Here is an 18978-nt window from a genome sequence, read left to right as displayed (position 1 = left end):
AAGGCCGCGCAACCGCATGTTGTTGATCGAGCGATACCTGTTGCGCCAGTTCGCCGCCAGTGTCATGGCGGTGGCCGTGGTGCTGATGCTGGTGGGCCTGGGCGGCCTGCTGGTGGACCTGATGAGCGAGATCGCGCGTGGCAAGGTGCCGGCCGGCCTGCTGTTGTCCCAACTTGGCCTGCGTTCGATCCAGGTGCTGCCGATCCTGATGCCGCTGGCGCTGTTCGTCGGCCTGCTGCTGGCCGTCGGCCGCCTCTACGGCGACAGCGAGATGGCCGTGCTGTCGTCGGTGGGCCTAGGCCCGCAGCGGCTGTGGCGGCCGCTGGTGCTGGTGACGCTGCCGGTGGTGCTGGTGGTGGCCGCGGCTTCGTTGTGGCTGGCGCCCTCGGGCGCGCGGCTGGCGCGCGACATGATCCAGACCGCCAACCGGTCCTTCCTGGTCGCCGGACTGGAAGCGGGACGTTTCATGGAACTGCCCGGCCGCGGCGGCATCCTCTATGTCGGCGAGCTCAGCGACGACGGCACCCGGTTCGGCAAGATGTTCGTGCAGTCCGAGCGTGACGGGCGCCTGGACGTGATCACGGCGCACGAGGGCGAGCTGTTCTTCGAGGGCGATACCGGCCGCTACCTGCGCCTGCGCGACGGCTTCCGGGTGGAAGGCCTTCCCACCGGCAAGGATTTCCGGCTGATGCGTTTTGCCCAGAACGAACTGCGCGTGCCCGACCGCGAAGTGGAGGCGGAAGCCGACGAGCTCGAGGCGCGCGCCACCGTCGCGCTGTTCTCCCTGCCCGACGCCGCCTCGCGCGCCGAACTGCACTGGCGCATCGCCACCCCGCTGATGGCGCTGGCGCTGGGTTTCCTGGCGCTGCCGCTGGGCCGCGGCGAGCCGCGGCAGGCGCGTTACGGCCGCATCCTGGCGGCGCTTCTGATCTACATCAACGCCATGGTGCTGCTGATCCTGGGCAAGGGCTGGCTGAGCACCGGCGTGCTGCCGACCTGGATCGGCCTGTGGTGGCTGCTGCTGCCGATGGCGGCGCTGGTGTTCTGGCTGTTCCGCACCGACGGCCGGCTGCGGCGGCCGCGCGGGGCGCGGGCATGAACCTGAACCTGCGTCCGCGCATCGTGGACCTGTACCTGGCGCGCAGCGTGATGCTGGCGACGCTGGGCACCTGGTTCGTGCTGGGCGGCTTCGACGTGATCACGGCCCCGGTGAACGAACTCGACGAGATCGGCGAAGGCGGCTACACGCTCAGCCACGCCGTGCTGTACACCGCCTACACCGTGCCGCGCCGCGCCTACGAGATCTTCCCGACCGCGGCCCTGATCGGCTGCGTGCTGGGCCTGGGCGGCCTGTCGGCGCGTTCGGAACTGACGGCCATGCGTGCGGTCGGCATGTCGCGCCTGCGCATCGGCCTGGGCTCGCTGATGTCGCTCAGCCTGCTGACGGCAGTGATGATGCTCAATGCCGAGACCGTGGCGCCGTTCGGCGAACAGAACGCGCAGGCGGTGGTGAACGCCGCCAAGACCGGCGACGTGGTGGTGGCGCGCGTATCCGGCCTGTGGGCGCGCGAGGGCAATGTCTTCCTCAATGCCCGCGACGGCGTGCGCCGCCAGGCCGACGGCGAGGAGTGGACCGAACTGCAGGGCGTGCGCCTGTTCGAGTTCGACGACGAAGGCCGGCTGCTGTCGCTGGCCGAAGCGCGCCAGGCCGAACACCGCGCCGACGGCTGGGTGCTGCGCGACGTCACCCGCGCGCGTTTCGGCGAACGGTCGGTGCAGAGCGAAACCCTGGCCGAGGAACGCTGGGAAAGCGGCCTGGACGACCAGGCGCTGGCGGCCGCGGCCAAACGCCCGCGTTATCTCAGTGCCGCCGAACTCCAGCGCAACATCACCTACCTGCAGCGCAACGGCCTGGATTCCAAGGCCTTCGAGAACGCCTACTGGGCGCGCTGGTTCTACCCGGTGAACGTGGCGGTGCTGTGCCTGGCGGCGCTGCCGTTCGCCTTCGGCTCGCTGCGTTCGGGTGGCTTTGGCAAACGCCTGTTCATCGCCATCGTCATCGGCGTCGGCTACCTGCTGGCGCAGCGCCTGGTGGTCAGCCTGTCGGACGTGTACCGCTTCGACGCGCGCCTGGCCTACACCCTGCCGCCGGTCGTGCTGATGGGCCTGTGCTGGGGTCTGTTCGCGCGGCGGGAATGAGGCCGCGCGGTCACTGGGGTTTCGCGGGTTCCAGGCGCACCAGCACGGTGCCGCTGGCCAGGTCGTGCCAGGTGCGACGTTCGCGTTCGAACAGGGACCACAGGAAACCCAGGCCGCACAGCGCCAGCGACAGCGTCGCCACCGCGTAACGCAGGCACAGCGCGCGCGCACCGGCCGCGCGGCCATCGGCGGCGATCACTTTCAGTCGCCAGGGCCGCATGCCCAGGGGTCTGGCCGCCACGACGCCAGGAAAGCACCGCATAAGCCCCGGTGACGGCCCACAGCAGCAGCAACTCGATCCACGAACCCGCGCTGCCCGGCACCACCGGCACGCCGCCGCGCGCCAGCAGGAACAGCCCGCTGAGCGCGAACCACAGCGCCAGCACGGGAAAGAAGTCGTAGACCATGGCGAACAGGCGCCAGCCCAGATGGGCCGGGCGCGCGGGAGCAGCGGAGGTGTCGTTCATCGCGACAGCATAGCGGCGCCTCCTGGCCGCCGTTAAGCTGGCGCCATGCCTGCCAGCCGTCCGCCGACCGCCGCGCCCGTGCCCTCGCGTTGCCGGACGTTTCGGCGGCGGACCAGCGGCTGATCGCCGGTTTCCTTGACCGCGCCTGGGCCGAATCCGGTCTGTCGCGCCTGACGCTCGACAGCTACCGGCGCGACCTGGAAGGACTGGCGCGCTGGCTGGCCGCACGCGGCCGCGGCCTGGCCGGCGTGGACCGCCAGGTGTTGTTCGACTACCTGGCCGACCGTACCGGCGCCGGCTACGCCGCGCGCAGCAATGCCCGCCTGCTGTCCTCGCTGCGTGCGTTCTTCGGCCAGCAATTGCGGCTGGGGCTTCGCGAGAACGACCCCACCGCGCTGCTTGACCTGCCAAAACTCGGCCGTTCCCTGCCCAAGGCATTGTCGGAGTCCGAGGTCGAGGCGCTGATCAACGCGCCGTCGCTGGATTCGCCCGCCGGCCTGCGCGACCGCGCCATGGTCGAGCTGATGTACGCCACCGGCCTGCGCGTGAGTGAACTGGTGAACCTGCCCGCCACCGGCGTGAACCTGCGCCAGGGCGTGCTGCGGGTGATGGGCAAGGGCAGCAAGGAGCGCCTGGTGCCCCTGGGCGAGGAAGCCCAGCACTGGCTGGAGCGTTACCTGGCCGAAGCGCGCCCGGCCCTGGCGGGTGGGCGGGCGGTGGCCCCGCTGTTCCCGGGGCGGGCCGGGGCGGCGCTGAGCCGGCAACAGTTCTGGAACGTGGTGAAGCGGCTGGCGGTGACCGCGGGCATCGACCCGGCCCGGGTCAGCCCGCACGGCCTGCGCCACAGTTTCGCCACGCATCTGCTCAACCACGGCGCCGACCTGCGCGCGTTGCAGATGCTGCTCGGGCACAGCTCGCTGTCCACCACCCAGATCTACACGCTGGTGGCGCGCGAGGGCCTCAAACGCCTGCACCAGCAGCACCATCCCCGGGCCTGAGCCGGGCGGGGCCGTGCGACAATCCGCGAACTTTCCGCCCCGCACGGGGTCGGACCCGCACCGAACCCGAGGACGCCCCGCATGCTCCGTCGTTTCCTGCCCGCGCTTGCCCTGTTGGCCAGCCTGTCCGCCTGTGCCGCCGAACCCCAGGCCCAGGCGCCGGCCGCCAAACCGGCGCCGGGCGCCGCAGTCCCGGCCGCCTCGTCCCCGGACGAAGCCGCCCGCGCCGCCATCCTCAGCCTGCTGCCCACGGCCAGGATCACCCACGTCTCCGCCGCGCCGATGGCCGGCTTCCGCGAAGTGGCGATGGATGGCCGCATCTTCTACGTGTCCGACGACGGCCGTTTCCTGATGCAGGGCGCGCTGATCGACGTCGCGCGCCGCGACAACCTGACCGAGGCCAGTGAGGCCGGCCTGCGCAAGGTGGTGCTGGACAAGGTCGGCCCGGACCGTCGCATCGTGTTCGCGGCCGCCGAGCCGAAGCACACCGTCACCGTGTTCACCGACATCGACTGCGGCTACTGCCGGCGCATGCACCAGCAGATGGCCGAGTACAACCGCCTGGGCATCAGCATCGAATACCTGTTCTACCCGCGCGGCGGCCTGGCCTCGGAATCCTTCGACAAGGCGGTGGCGGTGTGGTGCGCCCCGGACCGCCGCAAGGCCATGACTGCCGCCAAGGCCGGCCAGACCCTGCCCAAGGGCAACTGCACCAACCCGGTGACCATGGACTACGAACTGGGCCGCAAGGTCGGCCTGGACGGCACCCCGGCCATCTATTCCGCCAGCGGCCGCCAGATCGGCGGGTACCTGTCGCCGGAGGAAATGCGGGCCCGTCTGGACGAGCTGGCCGCCGCCCCGGCCCGCTGAGCCGGAAAACCGGGCCGAGCGCCCGGCCTTCGTTTACAATACGGCGCTCGTTTCCCACGGAATTGTGCGGACATGATCGTCCTTGAGGGCCTGCCGGCCCTGTCGCCCTTCCGGCGCGACCGTCTCCAAGCCCGCCTGCAGCCCCATGTCGAAGGTCTCCGGATCACCGGGGCCTGGCATATCTACTTCATCGAGCCCGAAGCCGGGGCCTCCCCGACCTGGAAGCGCTCGGCCGCATCCTCGAGGGCTGCACGGCCAGAGAGGCTGCTGAAACCGGGGCCGAGTCCCGCTTCGTCGTGCCGCGCCTGGGCACGCTGTCGCCCCGGCGACAAAGGCCACCGAAATCCTCCGTGGCGCCGGCCTGGCGGTGAAGCGTGTCGAGCGTGGCCTGCGCCTGGACCTGGCCGGCCTGCCGCCCGCCGGTGATGCCGCCTGGCCGAAGCTGGCGCGCGCGCTGCACGACCCGATGACGCAGTCGCTGCTGTCGAGCCGCGATGAGGCTGCCCGCCTGTTCACGGTGCCGGCGCCCGGCCAGCTCGAGCGCGTGCCGCTGTCCAGCCTGGCCGAAGCCAATGGCCGCCTGGGCCTGGCCCTGTCCGACGACGAGATCGAGTACCTGCAGCAGCGTTACACCGAACTCGGTCGCGACCCGTCCGACGCCGAACTGATGATGTTCGCGCAGGCCAATTCCGAACACTGCCGGCACAAGATCTTCAATGCCGACTGGACCCTGGACGGCGAGCCGCAGCCGCTCTCGCTGTTCAAGATGATCAAGAACACCCACGCGCAGTCGCCGCAGCTCACCCTGAGCGCGTACAAGGACAACGCGGCGGTGGTCGAGGGCCATCCGGCCTCGCGTTTCCGCGCCGAGGCCAATGGCGAATACGGCCACAGCGCGCCGATGGATTCGGCCTTCGCCATCAAGGTCGAGACGCACAACCACCCGACCGCGATCTCGCCCTTCCCGGGGGCCGCCACCGGCGCCGGCGGCGAGATCCGCGACGAGGGCGCGACCGGCCGCGGCGGCAAGCCCAAGGCCGGCCTGACCGGGTTCTCGGTCTCGCATCTGCGCATCCCGGGCCTGGAACGCAGCTGGGAAGCCCCGCGCGTGCCGAACCCGCGCATGGCCACGGCGCTGGAGATCATGACCGACGGCCCGATCGGCGCCGCCGCCTTCAACAACGAATTCGGCCGTCCCGCGCTGACCGGCTATTTCCGCAGTTTCGAGCTGCCGACCGACCGGCCTGGCCTGGTGCGCGCCTACGACAAGCCGATCATGCTGGCCGGCGGCCTGGGTGCGATCGATCGCAGCCAAGTGAAGAAGCTCGACCTGCGCCCGGGCGACGCCGTGGTGGTGCTGGGTGGCCCGGCGATGCTGATCGGCCTGGGTGGCGGTGCCGCCTCGTCGGTTGCTTCCGGACAGAGTTCGGAAGACCTGGATTTCGCCTCGGTGCAGCGCGACAACCCCGAGATGCAGCGCCGCTGCCAGGAAGTGATCGACCGCTGCTTCGCCCAGGGCGAACGCAACCCGATCCTGACCGCGCACGACGTCGGCGCCGGCGGCCTGTCCAACGCCATTCCCGAACTGCTGCACGACTCCAACGTCGGCGGCGTGATCGAGATGGCGAAGATCCCCAGCGACGATCCCTCGCTGACGCCGATGCAGCTGTGGTCGAACGAGGCGCAGGAACGTTACGTGCTCGGTGTGGCCGCCGACCGCGTGGCCGATTTCGAGGCGCTGTGCCGGCGCGAACGCGCGGTGTTCGCCGTGGTCGGCTTCGCCACCGCCGAAGAACGCCTGGTGCTGCTGGCGCCCGACGGCAGCAAGCCGATCGACCTGCCGATGGACGTGCTGTTCGGCAAGTCGCCGAAGATGCACCGCGACACCCAGCACACGCCGGCGCCGCGCTGGCCGCGCCTGGATACGGCAAAACTCGACCTGCGCGAAGCCGGCCTGCGCGTGCTCTCGCACCCGACCGTGGCCGCGAAGAATTTCCTGGTCACCATCGGCGACCGCAGCGTCGGCGGCCTGTGCTCGCGCGACCAGATGGTCGGGCCGTGGCAGCTGCCGCTGGCCGACGTCGCGGTCACGCTCACCGGGTTCAACGGCGTCGCCGGCGAAGCCATGGCGGTGGGCGAACGCACGCCGCTGGCCCTGATCGACGCGGCCGCTTCGGCGCGCATGGCGGTCGGCGAGGCCATCACCAACCTCGCCGCCGCGGGCGTCGCCTCGCTGTCGGAAGTGAAGCTGTCCGCCAACTGGATGGCCGCGGCTTCGTTCCCGGGCGAGGACGCGCTGCTGTTCGACGCGGTCAAGGCCGTCGGCATGGAACTGTGCCCGGAACTCGACATCAGCATCCCGGTCGGCAAGGACTCGCTGTCCATGCAGTCGCAGTGGGACGCCCCCGAGGGCGTGCAGAAGTGCGTGTCGCCGGTGTCTCTGGTCGTCACCGCTTTCGCGCGTGTCGCCAACGCGGGCGAAACCCTGGTGCCGGTGCTCGAGCGCGGCGTCGATTCCGAACTCTGGCTGATCGGCCTGGGCGCCGGCGCGCGCCGCATGGGCGGCTCGATCCTGGCGCAGGTGCACGGCAGTTTCGGCGGCGCCAGTCCCGACCTGGACGAACCGCAGCGCCTGCGCGCCTTCTTCGAACTGATCCAGGCCGCGCGTGCCGACAACCTGCTGCTGGCCTACCACGACCGTTCCGACGGTGGCGCCTTCGCGGCGCTGTGCGAGATGGCCTTTGCCGGCCACTGCGGCCTCGACCTCAGCCTCGATGGCTGGGGCGACGATCCGTTCAGCACCCTGTTCAACGAAGAGCTGGGCGCGGTGGTGCAGATCGCCGCCGAGGACCGCGTGGCCTTCGCCGACCTGGTCAACCGGCACGAGCTCACCCACTGCGCGCAGCGCATCGGCAAGCCGACCTCGGCGCCCGTGGTGCGCATCAGCGAAGAACGCGAAGTGCTGGCCGAGTGGACCTGGCAGGAACTGTTCGGGGCCTGGTGGTCGGTGACGCACGCCATCCAGGCGCTGCGCGACGACCCTGCGGGCGCCGACGGCGAACGCGATGCGCGCCTGGACTTCGCCGATCCGGGCCTGAGCCCGAAACTGACGTTCGATCCGGCCGAGGACACCGCCGCGCCCTGGATCCACACCGGCGTGCGCCCGCGCGTGGCGATCCTGCGCGAACAGGGCGTCAACGGCCAGGTGGAAATGGCGGCGGCCTTCGACCGTGCCGGTTTCACCGCGGTGGACGTGCACATGTCCGACCTGATCACGGGTCGCGTGGCGCTGGAATCGTTCAAGGGCCTGGCCGCCTGCGGCGGCTTCAGCTACGGCGACGTGCTGGGCGCGGGCCGCGGCTGGGCCACCTCGATCCTGGAACGGCCGGACCTGCGCGAGCAGTTCGCGCGGTTCTTCGAGCGCGCCGACAGTTTCAGCCTGGGCGTGTGCAATGGCTGCCAGATGCTGGCCCAGCTCAAGGGCCTGGTGCCCGGCGCGGAACACTGGCCGCGGTTCCTGCGCAACCGGAGCGAGCAGTACGAAGCCCGCCTGGCCCAGGTGCAGGTACAGGAGTCGCCCTCGATCCTGTTCGCCGGCATGGCCGGTTCGCGGATTCCAGTGGTGGTGGCGCACGGCGAAGGGTTCGCACGTTTCGACGCACCGGAACACGAGTCCGCGGCGAAGGTCGCCCTGCGTTTCGTCGATGGCCATGGCCAGCCGACCGAAGCCTATCCGGCCAACCCGAACGGTTCACCCGCCGGCATCACCGGCCTGACCAGCCGCGACGGCCGCGCCACGCTGATGATGCCGCACCCGGAACGGGTGTTCCGCACGCTGCAGATGAGCTGGCATCCCGCCGGCTGGGGCGAGGATTCACCGTGGCTGCGGATCTTCCGCAACGCCCGTGCCTGGGTGGATTGACGGCCCGCGGCCCGCACCCGCCCAGCGGCGTGCGGGTCGATGTCAGCCAGGGTGGACAAGGGCAGGCCGCCTGAACCCGCGCGCCACCCAGACCTGATAAATTCCGGGCTCCCCGTCGTGGAGCGCTGCGTGGCTGCTGCTTTCCATAAATCGCCGATTCTGCCGACAGCCGCATCGCCGCGGCGCTGGCGGCGCGTGGCCGGCTCAAGGACGTCGACCTGACGCGGGCCCAGCGCCTGCATGCCGAAGCGGGCGGCTCGTTGTCGGCCCTGCTGCTGCGCCTGGGCATGGTGTCCGAACGCGACATGGCCGAGGCCGCCGCCGAAGTGCTGGGCCTGCCGCTGCTTTCGACCAAGGATTGTCCCGATGCGCCGCCCGCCGGCGTGCAGTTGTCGCTGCGTTTCCTCAAGCAGCTGGCGGTGTGCCCGGTGGGCGAGGGCGACGACCATGTCGAGTTGCTGGTGGCCGAGCCGCAGGATCCCTACGCCGCCGAGGCGGTCGCGCTGGCCACCGGCCGCAGCGTGCGGGTGAAGGTGGGCCTGCGCGCCGAGATCGCCGACCTGATCGAACGTTATTACGGCAGTGGCCGGTCAGCCATGGGCACCATCGTCGAGAACCTCGGCGACGAGGCCGCCGGCGACGAGGCCGATGTCGAACAACTGCGCGACCTCGCGTCCGAAGCGCCGGTGATCCGCCTGGTGAACCTGGTGATCCAGCGCGCGGTCGAGCTGCGCGCCTCCGACATCCACATCGAGCCCTTCGAGAACCGCCTGAAGGTGCGCTATCGGGTGGACGGCGTGCTGGAGGAATCGAATCGCCGCCGGCCAACCTCACCGCCGCGGTGATCTCGCGCATCAAGATCATGGCCAAGCTCAACATCGCCGAGCGCCGGCTGCCGCAGGACGGCCGCATCATGGTGCGCGTGCAGGGCAAGGAACTCGACCTGCGCGTCAGCACCGTGCCGACCGCGCATGGCGAAAGCGTGGTCATGCGCCTGCTGGACCGCGAGTCGGTGGTGCTGGACTTCAAGGCCCCGGGTTTCACCGACGAATTCCTGGACCAGTTCGTCAAGGTGCTCGAACAGCCGCACGGCATCCTGCTGGTCACCGGCCCCACCGGTTCGGGCAAGACCACCACGCTGTACGCCGCGCTCAGCCAGCTCAACACGCCCGACGTGAAGATCATCACCGTCGAGGACCCGGTCGAATACCAGATCGAGGGCATCAACCAGATCCAGGCCAAGCCGCAGATCGGCCTGGACTTCGCCCATGCGCTGCGCAGCATCGTGCGCCAGGACCCCGACATCATCATGATCGGCGAGATGCGCGACCTGGAAACCTCGCGCATCGCCATCCAGTCGGCGCTCACCGGCCACCCGGTGCTGAGCACCCTGCACACCAACAACGCCGCCGGCGGCATCACCCGCATGCTGGACATGGGTGTCGAGGACTACCTGCTGACGTCCACCGTGAACGGCATCCTGGCCCAGCGCCTGGTGCGCCGGATCGAACCCACGCATGCCGAGAAGTACGAGGCGCTGCCGGAAGTGGTGGAGGAATTCGGCCTGCGCCGTTTCCAGCCCGAAGGCCCGATCTTCCTGACCCGGCCCAAACCCTCGGCATTGACGCCGACCGGTTACCTCGGCCGCACCACCATCATGGAATTCTTATGATGGACGACAGCCTGCGCCGGCTGGTGATGCAGCATGCCGGCATGGGCGAGCTGGAAGAGGCGGCGCGTGCCCGCGGCATGCGCACCATGTACGAGGACGGCCTGGTGAAGGCCATGCAGGGCCTGACCACGATCGAGGAAGTCCTGCGCGTCACGCAGGAGGCCTAGGCCGATGGCGCTGTTCCGCTACAAGGCCCTGTCGGCGGCCGGCGAATCCCTCGACGGCCAGATGGAAGCGGCCAGCGCCGAGGAAGTGATTTCGCGGCTGCAGGACCAGGGCCATCTGCCCGTGGAGGCGCGCCGCGCGGATGCCGGTGGCGGGTCGTCGCTGGACACGCTGTTCAAGTCGCGGGAATTCAGCAGCGAACAGGTGCTGCAGTTCACCCAGCAGCTCGCCACCCTGCTGGGCGCGGGCCAGCCGCTGGATCGCGCACTGGGCATCCTGCTGGAACTCCCGGAAAGCCCGCAGGCCCGCCGCGTGGTCGAACGCGTGCGCGAGTCGGTGCGTGGCGGCGCGCCGCTGTCGACCGCGCTGGATCAACAGCACGGCATGTTTTCGCGCCTGTACGTGAACCTGGTGCGCGCCGGCGAAGCGGGCGGCAGCCTGCACGAAAGCCTGCGCCGCCTGGCCGACTACCTCGAGCGCAGCGCGATGCTGCGCGCACGCCTGATCAATGCCCTGGTCTATCCGGCCATCCTGCTGAGCCTGGTGTTCGGTTCGGTGGCCTTCCTGATGGCGGTGGTGGTGCCGCAGTTCCAGGCGCTGTTCGAAAGCATGAACGTCGAACTGCCCCAGTATTCCCGGGTGGTGCTGGAAGTCAGCCTGTTCGTGCGCGACTGGTGGTGGGCGATCCTGGTCGCAGGCATCGCTTTGGCGGTCTGGTTGGCAACGCGTTTCGCCGATCCCGCGACCCGCCGCGCCATCGACGCCCGCCTGCTGTCCTGGCGTTTCCCCGGCGAACTGCTGGCCCGGCTCGACACCGCCCGCCTGGCGCGCACGCTCGGCACCCTGGTGCGCAATGGCGTGCCGCTGCTGACCGCGCTGAACCTGGCGCGCCCGGTGCTGTCGAACCGGGTGCTGGCGGAGGCGGTCGAAGCCGCCGCCGAAGAGGTCAAGACCGGCAGCGGCCTGGGTTACGCGCTGGGCCGGCAGAAACTGTTCCCGCGACTGGCCGTGCACATGGTCCAGGTCGGCGAGGAATCGGGTGAACTCGACACCATGCTGCTCAAGGTCGCCGACACCTTCGACCGCGAATCCGGCGATTCCCTCGAGCGCCTGCTGGCCTGGTCCCCGCCATCATCATCTTCCTCACCGCACTGGTCGGCATCATCGTGCTTTCGGTGCTGCTGCCCATCTACGACCTCACCAACGCCATAGGTTGAATCCCATGCGACGACTCCCCGCTTCCCCCGCAAGCAGGCCCGCGGCATGAGCCTGATCGAAGTCATCATCGTCATCGTACTGATCGGTTCGGTACTGGCCCTGGTCACCAGCCGCATCATGGGCGGCCAGGACCGCGCCAACGTCGGCATCGCCAAGACCCAGCTGATCACGCTGTCGGGCAAGATCGACCAGTTCCGCATGGATACCGGCAAGCTGCCCGACAGTCTCGACCAGCTGGTCAGTGCCAGCGGCATGCCTAACTGGCTGGGCCCGTACGCGAAGAAGGAAGAGCTCAACGACCCCTGGGGCACGGCGATCGCCTACCGCCGGCCGGGCGAATCCGGCCCCTACGAACTGGTCAGCCTCGGCGCCGACGCGCAGCCCGGCGGCGAAAGCGTCAACGCGGACCTGCGCGCCCCCTGAGCGACACGGACCGGCGGCCATGAAATCCGCACGTGGCCTGTCCCTGGTCGAACTGCTGCTGGTGGTGGCGCTGATCGCCGTGCTGGCCGGGCTGGCCGCGGCGGTGATCGGCCAGGCCCTGCCGGGCCAGCAGCTGCGCACGGCGGCGCGCGAGGTCGCCGGCCAGCTGCGCTTCACCCGGGCCCAGGCGATCGCCACCGGCCGCCCGCAGGTCTTCGAGCTTGATGTCATCGGCAAACGCTGGAAGGCCGCCGGCAAACGCGACGGCGAACTGCCCGCTGAGATCGAACTGATCGCCACCACCGCCCGCGAAGAACAACCCGCACGCGAAGTGGCCGCCGTGCGTTTTTCCCGGACGGCGCCGCCACCGGCGGGCGGATCGTGCTCAAGCGCGGCAACGCCGCCTGGCGCGTGGACGTGGCCTGGCTGACCGGTGAAGTCACGCTCAGCCGCGGCGTGGGTGCGCCATGAACCGACAGCGCGGTTTCAGCCTGCTCGAGGTGATGCTGGCCTTCGCCCTGCTGGCGTCGGCGCTGGGCATCCTGATCGCCATCCTCGGGGGTGGCCTGGGCCAGGTGCGTGGTGCCGCCGACGCCAGCCAGGCGACGCTGCACGCGCAGTCGCTGCTCGATGAACTCGGCGTGCTGGAGCCGATCGAGCCGGGCCGCCGCCAGGGCGAATCCGATGACGGCCGCTACCGCTGGACGATGGAGATCACCGAGGCCGAAGATCCGGCGCCGGTGGTGCCGGTTGATCCCGATGCCGCGCCGCTGGAGTCCGCCGGCCGGCAGTTCGCCGGCACGCCGCTGCTCTATCGGATCCAGCTGGACGTGGCCTGGGGCGAGGACGACTACGCCCGCAGCCTGCGCTTCGCCACGCTGCGCGCGCGCCTGCCGCAGCAACCGGTCGGGGCCTTGCCATGAGACGCAGCGCGGGTTTCAGCCTGATCGAGGTGCTGCTGGCGACGGCGCTGCTGGCGGCTGGCATGGCGCTGGCGTTCAGCACCCTGGTCAACGCCACCCGCGCCACCGAGCGCGCCGAGACGATGGCCCAGCGCAGCGAACGCCTGCGCGCCGTGCAGGCCTTCCTGCGCCGCCAGATCGACGGTGCGCTGGCCATTCCCTATGAAGTCGAGACCGGCGCCGGCGAGGCGATGGTGTTCGAGGCCGATCGCAAGCAACTGAAGTTCGTCGCGCCCATGCCCGGCTACCTTTCGCGCGGCGGCCCCTACGTGCAGACCTTCCGGCTGGTGCGCGGCACCGACGGCCTGCGCCTGGAGTTCGACCACCAGTTGCTGACGCCGGATGGCCCGATCGAAAACGAACGCGAGCCCGAAATCCTGCTCGAGGGCATCGCCGAAGGCGGCTTCGCCCTGCGCACGCTGGACGACCAGGGCGAACCGGGGTCCTGGCAGGACGACTGGGACGAGACCGGACAGATTCCACACCTGGTGCGGCTGGAGCTGCGCCTGCACGAACCCGGAGCCTCCTGGCCGACCCTGGTCGCGGCGCCACGGCTGGCAGGCGGCGTGCCGGCGCAGGCGACGCGCGGATTCGGCCCCGGTGGCGGGGAGGGTCAGTGATGCCGCGCATGCGTGGTGCCGCCCTGCTGCTGGTGCTCTGGCTGCTGTTGCTGATGGCCGGCCTGGTGTCGGTGTTCGCGCTCGGCGCGCGCACCGAGGCACTTCAGGGCAGCGCGCTGCGCGCGCAGGTGGCCGGGCGGCTGGCGGCCGAGGCCGGCATCGAAGTGGCGGCGCTGCGTTTGTCGGCGCCGGATGCCAACCAGCGCTGGGTGCCGGACGCGCGCCCGAACAGCTTCCGGTTCGAGGACTACCAGCTCGAGGTGCGCGTGCAGGACGAGGCCGGCAAGTTCGACCTCAATGTCGCCGACGTCCGCCAGTTGGCGGTTCTGATGAGGGTGCTGGGCGTCGAGGAATTCCGCGCGCGCGCCCTGGCCGGTGCGATCCAGGACTGGCGCGATCCCGATCAGCTGCTGGCGGTCGAAGGCGGCGCCGAGGACCGCGACTACGCCGCCGCCGACCTGCCTTACGGCGCCAAGGACCAGCCGTTCACCACGCTGTCGGAACTGCAGCAGCTGCTGGGCATGGACGAGGCTACCTATCGCCTGCTGGTGCCGTACGTCACCGTTTACACCGCGCGGTCGCAGCCGGACCCGAGCTTCGCCCAGGCGCCGGTGCTGCAGGCCATGGGCCTGGACCCGGTGCAGCTGGCGCAGCTGCTGGCGGCCCGCGAGGCCTGGCAGCCGGGGCTTCCGGTCCCGCTGCAGCCCGACGGGACCGCGCTCGCCGTGGTCGGGTCCGGGACGTATAGTGTGGCCAGCCGCGCCACCCGCCCGGACGGCTCCCAGGTCGAAATCACCGCCACACTGCGCATGGGCGCCGGCAGCGGTTTCGGCCAACTGTACGCACCGCTGGCCTGGCGGGCGGGAGAACCCGACTGATGCCCGCCGCAGATCGTTTCGCCACCCTGCTCGAACCCCTGAAAGTGCGCCTGGCCCGCAGTCCGCTGCCGGCATGGACGAACGAGGCCGTGCAGGCATTGCTGTCGCTGTTGCCGGTCCGCTGGCGCGAGGGCATCGAGGGAGACGAGCAGAAACTCTGCGTACTGCGCCGCGACGACCACCTGGAGCTGATCGCCGCCACCCGTCGTGGTGACCAGGTGCTGGGCCCGCTGCCCTTGCACGATGCCGGCGTGCTGCAGGCCGCGCATGCGCGCCTGGAGGCGGCTGCGGTGCCGGTCTGGCTGTTGCTGCCCGCGTCCCAGGTCCTGCGCCGCACGCTTTCACTGCCGGCGGCCGCCGAGCCGCGCCTGCGCGAAGTGCTGGCCTTCGAGCTGGACCGGCAGACCCCCTTCAGCGCCGACCAGGTGAGTTACTCAGGGCCGGGTGCTGTCGCGTGATGCCGCCAGCCAGCAGTTGCAGGTGGAACTGCTGGTGCTGCCGCGTGCACGGCTTGAAGCCGGGCTGCAGGCACTGGGCCCGCTGGCGCAGGGTCTGGCCGGCGTGGATGCGGTGGAAGCCGACGGCCGGCGCCTGGGGCTGAACCTGCTGCCCGACACGCGGCGCGGACAGCGCCGTGATCCCGTGCGCCGCCTGAACACGCTGCTGGCCGGGACGGCGGCGGTCGCGCTGTTCGGCGCACTGCTGCTGTGCCTGCACAACCGCAGCGAGCGCCTGGAAACACTGCAGCGCCAGGTCGCCGCTGCCAACGACGAAGCGCGCCAGGCGCGCGGGCTGCGGAACCAGTTGCTGGTGTCGGCGCAGGCGGCCAATTTCCTGGCCACCACCCGCGCCAACCGGCCGACCATGCTCGAGCTGCTGGACGACCTGACCCGCCGCATTCCCGACGACACCGCGCTGGACAAGCTGGCCGTGAACGGCGGCAAGCTGGTGATGGTGGGGCAGAGCCGCGCCGCGCCGGCCCTGGTGGGACTGCTGCAGGCGTCGCCGCTGCTGTCGGACCCGGCGCTGTCGGGTGCGGTGCAGGCCGACCCGCGCAGTGGGCGCGACCGATTCACCCTCACCGCCGGTGTCGTCGAAAAACCCGTGGAGGCCGGCGATGAAGCCCAACGCTGAGCGCCTGCGCGTGCTCGCCGTCACCATCGCGGTGGTCGCGGGCGTCTATTTCGTGCTGCTGCACTGGTGGTTCACCGCGCCGATGCTGGCGATGGGTGGACAGATCGCCAGCCTGCGCGACGAGGAACTGGCCCTGCGCATGGAGATTGCGCAACGCCCGGCGCTGGAGCGCGAACTCGCGCGGGTGCGCGAGTTCGAGGCCGGCAACCCCGGCTTCCTGCCCGAGGCCAACCTGCAGCTCGCGACCGCGGCCCCAGTGCAGCGGCTGGAATCGGTGGTCGGCGAAGCGAGCCCGCAGGCCACGCGCTGCCAGATCACCGCGCGCACGCCGTCGGAAACGCGCATTGACGAGCCCTTCGTGCGTGCCACCGTGCAGGTGCGGCTGCGTTGCGGCATGGCCGAGCTCGGGGCGGTGCTGCATGCGCTGGAGAGCGGCAGCCCGCAACTGTTCGTGGACAACCTCGACCTGCTGTCGCGTCGCAGCTACCTGGGCGCGGGCCGGGAAGGCGGCGCCATGGACGTCAGTTTCGATCTCTACGGTTACCTGAAGTCGCCCGTGGAGGTGCCGCGTGATTAGTGCGCTGCGGCCACGGGGAGCGGTGCTGGCCGCGCTGGCGCTGTGGGCGGTGTGCCTGTTCGTGCTGGCGGTGGCCGGCCTGGGCGGCCGGGTGGCACCCAGGCCCGATGACACCGCCCTGGTGCCGTCGATGCCGGAAGTCCGCCTGACGGTGGTCGGTTCGCGTCTTGGGCCAGCGACGGATTATCTGGAGGTCGGCGATCGCCCGCTGCTGACCGCTGACCGCCGGCCCGCGCCGATGTCCGACGCCGGAGCAGGCGAGGGCGATAAACCGCTGGAGGTGACGCTGACCAGCGTACTGATTTCCGGCGACGTCAAGCTGGCGATCGTGCAGGTCAAGGACGATGGCAAGAGCCGGCGCGTGCACCTGGGCGAACTGATCGAAGGCACCGCCTGGCGGCTGGTGGAACTGGAACCGCGCAGCGCCGTGTTCGATGGTCCGCAGGGCAGGACCGAACTGGCGCTGAGGGTGTTCGACGGCGGCAGCGGCATGGTGCCGGTGTCGGGCAACCCCGGCGCGGCGCCGGTGGCGGCAGCCGCACCGCCCGAGGCCGATCCTGAAGACAAGGTCGCCGCCGAGCCGGCGCCACCACCGAAGGGCGACGCCGAACCGACCCAGGAACAACAAGTCGAGGCGATCCGTCGCCGCATCGAGGCGCGACGCGCCCAGATTCGCGCCGAAAACGCGCGACGCAACGACCAACAGGTAGAGTAGCCGCATGAATCGAGTTGCCAGATACCGACTGCTGTTCGCGACCGCGCTGCTGGTCCTGCTCGTGGGCTGTGCCACGGCACCGGCGCCGGTGATCAGTCGTGACGGTGACCCGCAGGCCGGCATCGCGCCGGCCGCCGACAGCGCCGGGCCGGTGGATGGCACGGACGTGGTGGCGGTGACCGGGGATCCCTATGCCGCGCAGCTCACGCCGGGCACCGGCCGCGTCATCGACCAGAAGGTCGCCGCCAGCCCGGCGCCGTCGCTCGACATGCCGGGCGAGGCCACCTTCAACTTCGAGGGCGAGCCGGTGCATGCGGTGGTCAAGGCCATCCTTGGCGACCTGCTGCAACAGAACTACGTGATCGCCCCGAACGTGCAGGGCCAGGTGACCCTGGCCACGCCGCGGCCGGTCAACGCCGCCCAGGCCCTGAGCCTGCTGGAGATGGTGCTGGGCTGGAACAACGCCCGCCTGGTCTGGTCCGACGGCCGCTACAACGTGCTGCCGACCGAGCAGGCGATCGCCGGCAACCTGTCGCCGCGCACCGGAACCGCCGGCAATGCCCGTGGTTACGAAGTGCGCGCGGTGCCGCTGCAGTTCATCTCGGCCAGCGAGATGAAGAAGGTGCTCGAGCCCTACGCGCGCCCGAACGCCGTGGTCAACGTCGACAACGCCCGCAACATGATCACCCTGGCCGGCACCCGCAGCGAACTGCAGAACTACCTGCGCACGGTGCAGATCTTCGACGTGGACTGGCTGGCCGGCATGTCGGTGGGCGTGTTCCCGCTGCAGTCCGGCGAAGCGGCGCAGATCGTCGAGGAACTCAACGGCGTGTTCGGCGAGGGTGGCGGCATGCCGGTCTCCGGCATGATCCGTTTCATGCCGTTGCAGGGCCAGAACGCGGTGATGGTGATCACCCCGCAGGCCAAATACCTGCGCGAGGCGCAGGTCTGGATCGAACGGCTGGACGCCGGCGGCGGCGAAGGCGCGCGCCTGTACACCTACGAAGTGCTGTACATGAAGGCAGTGGACCTGGCCGAGCAGCTGAGCAACGTGTTCGGTGGCTCCGGCGGCGGTTCCTCGTCGGAAGGCAGCGCCGGGCCGCCCTCGATGATGCCGGGACTGGAGCCGGTGCGGATCCGGTCCATCGAAACCCCGGCGCCGGATGCCGCCGATCCGAAGGCGCGCGCAGAGAACGCCGCCAACGCATCGGCGTCGGCGTCGCGTGGCGACGGCATCGCGTTGGGCAGCAGCGACGACGTGTCCATCAGCGCGGTCGAGGAATCCAACGCCCTGCTGGTGCGCGCCACGCCGGGTCAATGGGAATCGATCCGCCGCGCGATCGGGCGCCTCGACAACATGCCGCTGCAGGTCCACATCGAGGCGCAGGTGGTCGAGGTCGAACTGGTCGGTGAGCTGCGTTACGGCGTGGACTGGTTCTTCCGCAACGCCGTCCCGAGCACTTTGCTCGAAGGCGGCTCGATCCGCGAACAGGGCGACCTGGGTACCGGCCTGATCTGGAACTTCGTCGGTGGCGATACGGCGGCGATCGTCACGGCGCTGGACAACGCGTCCAACATCCGCATCCTGTCCACGCCATCGGTGCTGGTGCGCAACAACGCCGAGGCCAAGCTCGACGTCGGCACCAAGATCCCGGTCAACAGCACCAGTTTCAACCCGATCGACGGCGGCAGCGACAACGGCACCTACACCCAGGTCCAATACCTCGACACCGGCGTGATCCTGACGGTGACCCCGCGCATCAGCCGCGACGGCACCGTATTCATGGAGATCGAGCAGGAGGTCAGCTCCGCCGGCGCCGCGCGTGCCGACGATCCCACCGGCAATCTGCCGATCAACAAGCGCACCGTCACCACGGAGGCCGCCGTGATGAGCGGCGAGACGGTGATGCTGGGCGGCCTGATCACCGACAGCGTCAGCGACGGCAGTTCCGGCGTGCCGGGCCTGAGCCGGATCCCGGTGTTCGGTGCGTTGTTCGGCGTGAAGTCCCAGGACAAGCGCCGCACGGAGGTGATCGTGCTGGTCACGCCCCGGGTGATCCGCGATCCGGCCGAAGCCCGCAAGCTCACCGACGAATACGGCGAGCGTTTCCGTGCGCTCGAGCCGCTGCGCGAGGCGGAAGCCGATCCCCGCTGACAT

At 70.2% G+C, this 18978-nt stretch carries 12 protein-coding genes and 6 pseudogenes; 17 read left to right on the top strand and 1 reads right to left on the bottom strand.

All coding sequences use genetic code 11. The features are described 5' to 3' along the window. Window positions 1–16: 16 nt before the first annotated feature. The gene (gene lptF / locus FRZ33_RS00560) at window positions 17–1099 is read left to right on the top strand and encodes an LPS export ABC transporter permease LptF (protein ID WP_146906991.1); all 1083 of its coding nucleotides are present in this window, start codon (window positions 17–19) and stop codon (window positions 1097–1099) included. Further along, window positions 1096–2199, top strand: a complete 1104-nt coding sequence (lptG, locus tag FRZ33_RS00555; protein WP_227977952.1) for an LPS export ABC transporter permease LptG — start codon at window positions 1096–1098, stop codon at window positions 2197–2199. Before lptF ends, lptG begins: the two co-directional genes overlap by 4 nt. A gap of 10 nt (window positions 2200–2209) precedes the next feature. Here lptG and FRZ33_RS00550 read toward each other — a convergent pair. Then, a pseudogene (locus FRZ33_RS00550) lies at window positions 2210–2666 on the bottom strand (RDD family protein). Window positions 2667–2755: 89 nt separating this feature from the next. Here FRZ33_RS00550 and xerD point away from each other — a divergent pair. The 15 genes and pseudogenes from xerD to gspD all read left to right on the top strand — a co-directional run bounded on the left by xerD (window position 2756) and on the right by gspD (window position 18975). Next, a complete protein-coding gene (gene xerD, locus FRZ33_RS00545; RefSeq protein ID WP_146906990.1) occupies window positions 2756–3664 on the top strand; it encodes a site-specific tyrosine recombinase XerD in 909 nt (302 codons plus the stop codon). Window positions 3665–3745: 81 nt separating this feature from the next. Then, a complete protein-coding gene (locus tag FRZ33_RS00540; RefSeq protein ID WP_146906989.1) occupies window positions 3746–4534 on the top strand; it encodes a DsbC family protein in 789 nt (262 codons plus the stop codon). 72 nt (window positions 4535–4606) lie between these two features. Continuing rightward, window positions 4607–8456: pseudogene (gene purL, locus FRZ33_RS00535) on the top strand (phosphoribosylformylglycinamidine synthase). A gap of 149 nt (window positions 8457–8605) precedes the next feature. Next, a pseudogene (gene gspE, locus FRZ33_RS00530) lies at window positions 8606–10295 on the top strand (type II secretion system ATPase GspE). A gap of 4 nt (window positions 10296–10299) precedes the next feature. Beyond that, window positions 10300–11510, top strand: a pseudogene (locus FRZ33_RS00525) (type II secretion system F family protein). 25 nt (window positions 11511–11535) lie between these two features. After that, window positions 11536–11934 (top strand): annotated as a pseudogene (gene gspG / locus FRZ33_RS00520) (type II secretion system major pseudopilin GspG); the annotation flags it as partial. A 19-nt stretch (window positions 11935–11953) separates the two neighbouring features. Then, window positions 11954–12405, top strand: a pseudogene (xpsH, locus tag FRZ33_RS00515) (type II secretion system protein XpsH). Further along, window positions 12402–12857, top strand: coding sequence for a type IV pilus modification PilV family protein (locus tag FRZ33_RS00510; protein ID WP_146906987.1), 456 nt, complete (start codon window positions 12402–12404; stop codon window positions 12855–12857). The pseudogene xpsH and the gene FRZ33_RS00510 overlap by 4 nt, the downstream one beginning before the upstream one ends. Further along, window positions 12854–13516, top strand: a complete 663-nt coding sequence (locus tag FRZ33_RS00505) for a prepilin-type N-terminal cleavage/methylation domain-containing protein (protein ID WP_146906986.1) — start codon at window positions 12854–12856, stop codon at window positions 13514–13516. Before FRZ33_RS00510 ends, FRZ33_RS00505 begins: the two co-directional genes overlap by 4 nt. Continuing rightward, complete coding sequence (locus FRZ33_RS00500; RefSeq protein WP_146906985.1) at window positions 13516–14394, top strand: type II secretion system minor pseudopilin; 879 nt, start codon at window positions 13516–13518, stop codon at window positions 14392–14394. Before FRZ33_RS00505 ends, FRZ33_RS00500 begins: the two co-directional genes overlap by 1 nt. Continuing rightward, window positions 14394–14852 carry a hypothetical protein gene (locus FRZ33_RS00495; protein ID WP_146906984.1) on the top strand — a complete coding sequence of 153 codons (459 nt, stop codon included), beginning with the start codon at window positions 14394–14396 and terminating at the stop codon, window positions 14850–14852. The genes FRZ33_RS00500 and FRZ33_RS00495 overlap by 1 nt, the downstream gene beginning before the upstream one ends. Continuing rightward, a complete protein-coding gene (locus FRZ33_RS00490; protein ID WP_146906983.1) occupies window positions 14839–15528 on the top strand; it encodes a PilN domain-containing protein in 690 nt (229 codons plus the stop codon). The genes FRZ33_RS00495 and FRZ33_RS00490 overlap by 14 nt, the downstream gene beginning before the upstream one ends. After that, window positions 15512–16105 carry a type II secretion system protein GspM gene (gene gspM, locus FRZ33_RS00485; protein ID WP_146906982.1) on the top strand — a complete coding sequence of 198 codons (594 nt, stop codon included), beginning with the start codon at window positions 15512–15514 and terminating at the stop codon, window positions 16103–16105. Before FRZ33_RS00490 ends, gspM begins: the two co-directional genes overlap by 17 nt. Beyond that, a complete protein-coding gene (locus tag FRZ33_RS00480; RefSeq protein WP_146906981.1) occupies window positions 16098–16820 on the top strand; it encodes a hypothetical protein in 723 nt (240 codons plus the stop codon). The genes gspM and FRZ33_RS00480 overlap by 8 nt, the downstream gene beginning before the upstream one ends. 4 nt (window positions 16821–16824) lie before the next feature. Further along, window positions 16825–18975 carry a type II secretion system secretin GspD gene (gene gspD, locus FRZ33_RS00475; protein ID WP_146906980.1) on the top strand — a complete coding sequence of 717 codons (2151 nt, stop codon included), beginning with the start codon at window positions 16825–16827 and terminating at the stop codon, window positions 18973–18975. Window positions 18976–18978: the final 3 nt, after the last annotated feature.

Source organism: Arenimonas daejeonensis (assembly GCF_007993735.1).
In the GTDB taxonomy this organism is placed as follows: Bacteria; Pseudomonadota; Gammaproteobacteria; order Xanthomonadales; family Xanthomonadaceae; genus Arenimonas; species Arenimonas daejeonensis.
Note: the sequence above shows the minus strand (reverse complement) of the source record. Positions and strands in the feature narration are given on the sequence as shown.